This window comes from Streptomyces glaucescens, from assembly GCF_002154375.1.
Classification (GTDB): Bacteria; Actinomycetota; Actinomycetes; order Streptomycetales; family Streptomycetaceae; genus Streptomyces; species Streptomyces glaucescens.
Genome location: NZ_MUND01000393.1, coordinates 1 through 6024, shown reverse-complemented (window position 1 = coordinate 6024; position 6024 = coordinate 1). Strand labels below are relative to the sequence as shown.

General features: G+C 71.0%; 4 protein-coding genes. 2 read left to right on the top strand and 2 right to left on the bottom strand.

Annotated elements, in window-relative coordinates; genetic code table 11:
• Window positions 1-125: 125 nt before the first annotated feature.
• Window positions 126-542, bottom strand: a complete 417-nt coding sequence (gene icmB, locus CCN42_RS24675) for a coenzyme B12-dependent isobutyryl CoA mutase small subunit (RefSeq protein ID WP_086171536.1) — start codon at window positions 540-542, stop codon at window positions 126-128.
• A gap of 542 nt (window positions 543-1084) precedes the next feature.
• Here icmB and CCN42_RS24670 point away from each other — a divergent pair.
• Window positions 1085-1990, top strand: a complete 906-nt coding sequence (locus tag CCN42_RS24670) for an esterase/lipase family protein (RefSeq protein WP_086738905.1) — start codon at window positions 1085-1087, stop codon at window positions 1988-1990.
• Window positions 1991-2280: 290 nt separating this feature from the next.
• A complete protein-coding gene (locus CCN42_RS24665) occupies window positions 2281-3855 on the top strand; it encodes a M23 family metallopeptidase (RefSeq protein WP_086738903.1) in 1575 nt (524 codons plus the stop codon).
• Between the two features lie 58 nt (window positions 3856-3913).
• On the opposite strand, the gene pcrA is transcribed toward CCN42_RS24665, so the two are convergent.
• The coding region (gene pcrA / locus CCN42_RS24660; protein WP_086738901.1) for a DNA helicase PcrA at window positions 3914-6024 on the bottom strand (2111 nt) is incomplete at its 5' end.

Genomic DNA, 6024 nt, shown 5'->3' with positions numbered 1-6024 from the left:
TTTGCGGACACGGCCTAGCCCACCGGGCCCACGAAGCACTCGGCCGCGGCTGTCACGGTGGCCGCACTCTCCCCACCGGGGTGGGGGCCACCGGGCCGATCGCCGCGGACCGGCAGGCCGGAGCCCTACGCCCCGGCCGGCTGCCGCACGTTCGCCCGCACCCAGTCCACGATCGACGCGGTCGTCGCGCCGGGCGTGAAGATCTCGGCGACGCCCTTCTCCTTCAGCGGCGGGATGTCGGCCTCGGGGATGATCCCGCCGCCGAAGACCAGGATGTCCGCCGCGTCGCGCTCCTCGAGCAGCTCGATCACGGCCGCGAACAGCGTGTTGTGCGCGCCGGAGAGGATGGACAGGCCGATCGCGTCGGCGTCCTCCTGGATCGCGGTGTCGACGATCTGCTCGGGGGTCTGGTGGAGCCCGGTGTAGATGACCTCCATACCGGCGTCGCGCAGTGCTCGCGCGATCACCTTGGCTCCCCGATCGTGGCCGTCGAGCCCCGGCTTGGCGACCACCACGCGGATCGGACCGGCTGCCACACCCATCACTGCCTCCATGAAGCGACTACATCCATCCGTACCGACAAGTACCGCACACATCACACATGCCGTACATGTGGCGCGTCTCACATATTCGTTGTACGCGTACCGCGCGGACCGCCGCCCACGGTCCGGGGGCGCCACCACGGCACGGACACCCCCGTCCCGCACCGACCGGGGAAGTGAACGAACGTTATCGCCAGCATCCCGCAACCGGCAGTTTCGCGGTGGAGACCGAGGGGGAAATCACACGTGGGACACATTCGCAGCGCACCGTTCGGAGCCGTCGCGGCCCACCCGCCGCAGCAGCCGACGGCCCGCGGGCCGGACCGGAACCCTGCGCGACGGAAGCCGCCACGAGGGCACCGCACCCTGGCGCCGCGTGCCGCGCGGCCCGGCGGTGCGGCACGTCGGCCTACGGACGAGGAGCACGCACGCCGGGCGGGGCCGCCCGCGCTCGCCCCGCCGTCGACCCCCTCCGCCGCGGCCTCCCTCACCAGCACACGGGGGACGGAGCCGTCCTTCCACGTGCCGACAGGAGGTCGGCCATGAAGGCCTTACCGCTCATCAGGGCGCTGCCGCCCCTCTCCGCGCTGCCCCTCCCCCCGCTCGGCCGGCGTCTCCTCCCGGGCGGCCTGACCGGGCTCTCGCTGACCCTCCTGAAGGCGACCGCCCTGGAGGTCGCGATCCTCGCGGGTCACCTCCTGCTCTATCCGTCCGGCATCACCCAGGAACGGCGACGCCCCGCCACGCCGGCTCCCGATCCGCGGTCGGCGTCGCGGCTCCCGGCAGCGGCCCGCCCGCCGGTCGTGCTGCTGCACGGCTTCATAGACAACCGCTCGGTCTTCGTCCTGCTGCGGCGCACCCTTGCCCGGCACGGCGGGCAGCGGGTCGAATCGCTCAACTACTCACCGCTGACCTGCGACATCCGGACCGCGGCCGCACTGCTGGGCCGGCACATCGAGGAGATCTGCGAGCGCACGGGCAGCGAACGGGTCGACGTCGTCGGCCACAGCCTCGGCGGCCTGATCGCGCGCTACTACGTCCAGCGGCTCGGCGGCGACCGGCGCGTGCGCACCCTGGTCACGCTCGGCACCCCGCACTCCGGCACCCGGGTCGCGCGGCTGGCCGGCGCCCACCCGATCGTGCGGCAGATGCGCCCCGGCTCGGAGGTGATCGAGGAACTGGCGGCGCCCGCGCCCGGCTGCCGCACCCACTTCGTCAGCTTCTGGAGCGACCTCGACCATGTGATGGACCCGCCGGAGACCGCCCGCGTCGACCATCCGGACCTGTCCGTGCGGAACGTACGGGTGACCGGCATCGGGCATCTCGCCCTGCCCGTGCATCCGGCCGTCGCGTCGGGGATACGACAGGCCCTCGAGCTGGCGGGTCAGGACCGGAGTCAGGGCGGCGCCGGCACCGCCCCGCGCATCGAGGACGTGACCGTGGCCTAAGTGAAGTGGCCCGAGGGAAGCGGCCTGAGGGAAGCGGCGTGAGTGAAGTGGCACCCGACCGCCTCCCCGCGCCTCGCGGTACGGCCGATTCAGTGACGTCGCACAGCCGCCCGACATCGAACATTCTTCGAACACAAAGCCAAAGTCGTGCCCGCCGTCCCCCGAAACACGGCCGAATGCCCGTTTCCCCCGCGCACGAAACCTGCTGAAGATTGTCGTGCCCGCGTACCGCCGGGTACAGTCGCCGCACTGCTCTGGCAGCCCCTGTTGTCGAGGCGAAAGAGAAGTTGGTGAACGACCGTCACCCGTCGGGGAGCACGACCACCCCGGCTCCGGCTTCCGACGCCGCCTCGGCGCACTATGCGTCGTACGGCACCCAGGAAGCCCCCTACGGCGACTTCACCACATATGGCGAGTACCCAGCCAGTGGTTTTCACGTCGGCGGCCATCCCACCGGGGCCACCACGACGTTCCAGGCCGACCCTCTCTTCGGCGACCTGAACAGCGGCCACGACACCGGGGCCTACGACAGCGGCCAGTGGTCCACCGGCAGTCACCACACCCTGAACCAGGACCCGTACGCGGCCCAGCACACCGCCGCCTACGACACCGGCGCCTACGACACCACCACCTGGTCGGCCGACCACCAGCAACCCGGTGGTATGCCGCACCAGCCGGCGGCCCCCGACACCAGCGGCCAGTGGGACGCGAGCACCTGGCTCCAGCCGGAGCAGACCGGCGGCCAGGCCGACCAGACCCAGCAGTGGGAATGGGGCACCCAGGCCTTCGACACCGGGGCGTACGACGCGACCCAGTGGAACACCGCCGGCGCCGACGCCGAGCAGCAGGCGGCCTTCGAGCAGGTCGCCTACGACGACCACACGGCCTATGACGACACCCCGGCCTACCAGGACGCCCAGTCCTACGAGGGATCCCCGTCCTACGACGACTCCCCCGGCTACGACGAGTCGGCGCACGAGGGCGGCACCTCCATCAAGGAGCCCGGGCAGACCGTCCCGGCGGAGGACGGCCTGAGCGCCACCGGTGAACTCCCCACCGTCACCGACCTCCTGGACGGCCAGGAGGAGACCGGCTCCGTCCCGTCCCCGCGCGCGGCGTCCCGCGGGTCCCGCTCCCGCCGTCGTACGCCCGCCAAGCGCTCCGCGCTGCTGACCGTCGCGGTGCCCTCGGCGTGCGTGATGGGCGTGGCGGGCATTGCCGCCGCCTCCGTCGGGACCTTCTCCGAGGATCCGCAGGAGTCCTCGACGACCGCGGCCGACGCCCAGCCGGTGGCACCGTCCACCGCCAACAACAAGCTGGACACCCAGCTGGAGAGCCTGTCCGCCGAGGCGGACGACTTCGGTGACCGGGTCAGCCGCACCCAGGAGCGCATCGACCTCAAGGCGCAGCAGGAGGCCGAGCGCAAGCGGGCCGCCGAGGAGGCCGCCCGCAAGGAGCGACTCCGCCCGAAGTTCGCCCTCCCGGTCGTCCAGCACGGCCTCAGCGCCTACTACGGCCAGGCGGGCATCAACTGGATGTCGCAGCACACCGGCATCGACTTCCCGGTCTCGTACGGCTCGACCGTGATGGCCGCGACCGACGGCACCGTCCGCACGGAGTGGAACAGCGCCTACGGCAACATGATGATCGTGACCGCCATGGACGGCACGGAGACCTGGTACTGCCACCTCTCCAGCTACACCGTCGCCTCCGGCACGACCGTCAAGGCCGGCGACGCGATCGCGTACTCCGGCAACTCCGGCAACTCGACCGGCCCGCACCTGCACTTCGAGGTCCGTCCGGGCGGCGGCTCGGCCATCGACCCGCTCGCGTGGCTGCGCAGCCACGGCCTGGACCCGACGTAGCCCCGGTCCTTCCGAGTGAGCCCCCGCCCGTCCGGCGGGGGCTTTCCCGTGGCACCGGCTACAGCTTCTCCACCGGCGCGTACCGCAGCAGCAGCCGCTTCGGCTTGGTGTCGCCGAAGTCGATCGTCGCCTCGGCGTTGGCGCCCGTGCCCTTCACCGCGACCACGGTGCCGAGCCCGAACTGGTCGTGCGTGACCCGGTCGCCGACGGCCAGGGACGCCACGGGCTTCTCCGCGGTGCGGCGGGTGGCGAACCCGGAGGCCCCGGACGCCGAGGAGCGCGAACGGGACGACGACAGCGAGGCCGCCACACCCGAGACCGGGCCCGCCGGAGCGGCGACGGCCCCCGTGCGCTTCCAGTCCACGTACGTCGGCGGGATCTCCTCCAGGAAGCGGGACGGCGGGTTGTACTGCGGCTGGCCCCAGGCGCTGCGCATCGAGGACCGGGTCAGATACAGCCGTTCCCGCGCGCGCGTGATGCCGACGTAGGCGAGGCGGCGCTCCTCCTCCAGTTCCTTGGTCTGGCCGAGGGCGCGCATGTGCGGGAAGACGCCGTCCTCCATGCCGGTGAGGAAGACGACCGGGAACTCCAGGCCCTTGGCGGTGTGCAGGGTCATCAGCGTGATGACGCCGTCGCCGTCCTCCTCGTCGGGGATCTGGTCGGAATCGGCGACCAGCGCGACCTGCTCCAGGAAGTCCGACAGCGTTCCCGTCTCGCCCTCGCCGCGCTCCTGTTCGAACTCCAGGGCGACGGCGGCGAGTTCCTGGAGGTTCTCGATGCGGGTCTCGTCCTGCGGGTCGGTCGAGGCCTGCAACTCGGCGAGGTACCCGGTGCGTTCCAGCACCGCCTCCAGGATCGTCGCCGGTCCGGCACCGGACTCGACGATCGTGCGCAGCTCCTCCATCAGCGCGTTGAACCGCTTGACCGCGTTGGTGGACCGCGCGGCCATGCCGTACGCCTCGTCGACACGCTTGAGCGCCTGCGGGAAGCTGATCTTCTCGCGCTGGGCGAGCGCGTCGACCATCGCCTCCGCGCGGTCGCCGATGCCGCGCTTGGGCACGTTCAGGATGCGGCGCAGCGGGACCGAGTCCTCGGGGTTGGACAGGACCCGCAGGTAGGCCAGGACGTCCCGGACCTCCTTGCGCTCGTAGAAGCGGACGCCGCCGACGACCTTGTAGGGCAGGCCGACGCGGATGAAGACCTCTTCGAAGACACGGGACTGGGCGTTCGTCCGGTAGAAGACGGCGACGTCGCCGGCCTTCGCCTCGCCCGCGTCCGTGAGGCGGTCTATCTCGTCGGCGACGAACTGGGCCTCGTCGTGCTCGGTGTCGGCGACATAGCCGGTGATCCGGGCGCCCTGGCCGGCGTTGGTCCACAGGTTCTTGGGGCGGCGGGACTCGTTGCGCTCGATGACCGCGTTGGCGGCGGAGAGGATCGTCTGGGTGGAGCGGTAGTTCTGCTCCAGCAGGATCGTCGTCGCGTCCGGGTAGTCCTCCTCGAACTGGAGGATGTTGCGGATGGTCGCGCCGCGGAAGGCGTAGATCGACTGGTCGGCGTCACCCACCACGCACAGCTCGGCGGGCGGGAGGTCGCCCTCGCTCGGCGGTACGTCCTCGTCGTGCTCGCCGGTGCCGACCAGCTCGCGGACCAGGGCGTACTGGGCGTGGTTGGTGTCCTGGTACTCGTCGACCAGGACGTGGCGGAAACGGCGGCGGTAGTGCTCGGCCACGTCCGGGAAGGCGCGCAGCAGGTTGACCGTCGTCATGATCAGGTCGTCGAAGTCGAGGGCGTTCGCCTCGCGCAGCCGCGACTGGTAGAGGGCGTAGGCCTGGGCGAGGGTCTTCTCGAAGCCGTCGGAGGCCTGAGCGGCGAAGTCCTCCTCGTCGATCAGCTCGTTCTTGAGGTTGCTGATCTTTGCGCTGAAGGACTTCGGCGGGAAGCGCTTGGGGTCCAGGTCGAGATCACGGCAGACCAGGGCCATCAGACGCTTGGAATCGGCGGCGTCGTAGATCGAGAACGACGAGGTGAAGCCGAGCTTCTTGGACTCGCGGCGCAGGATGCGCACGCAGGCGCTGTGGAAGGTCATCACCCACATCGCGTTCGCGCGCGGGCCCACCAGCTGCTCCACGCGCTCCTTCATCTCGCCCGCGGCCTTGTTGGTGAAGGTGA

What these genes read in the sequence shown, in the direction of transcription:
- CCN42_RS24670 (WP_086738905.1), top strand. Translation starts at nt 1,085, where the DNA reads ATGAAGGCCTTACCGCTCATCAGGGCGCTGCCGCCCCTCTCCGCGCTG.
- icmB (WP_086171536.1), bottom strand. Translation starts at nt 542, where the DNA reads ATGGGTGTGGCAGCCGGTCCGATCCGCGTGGTGGTCGCCAAGCCGGGG.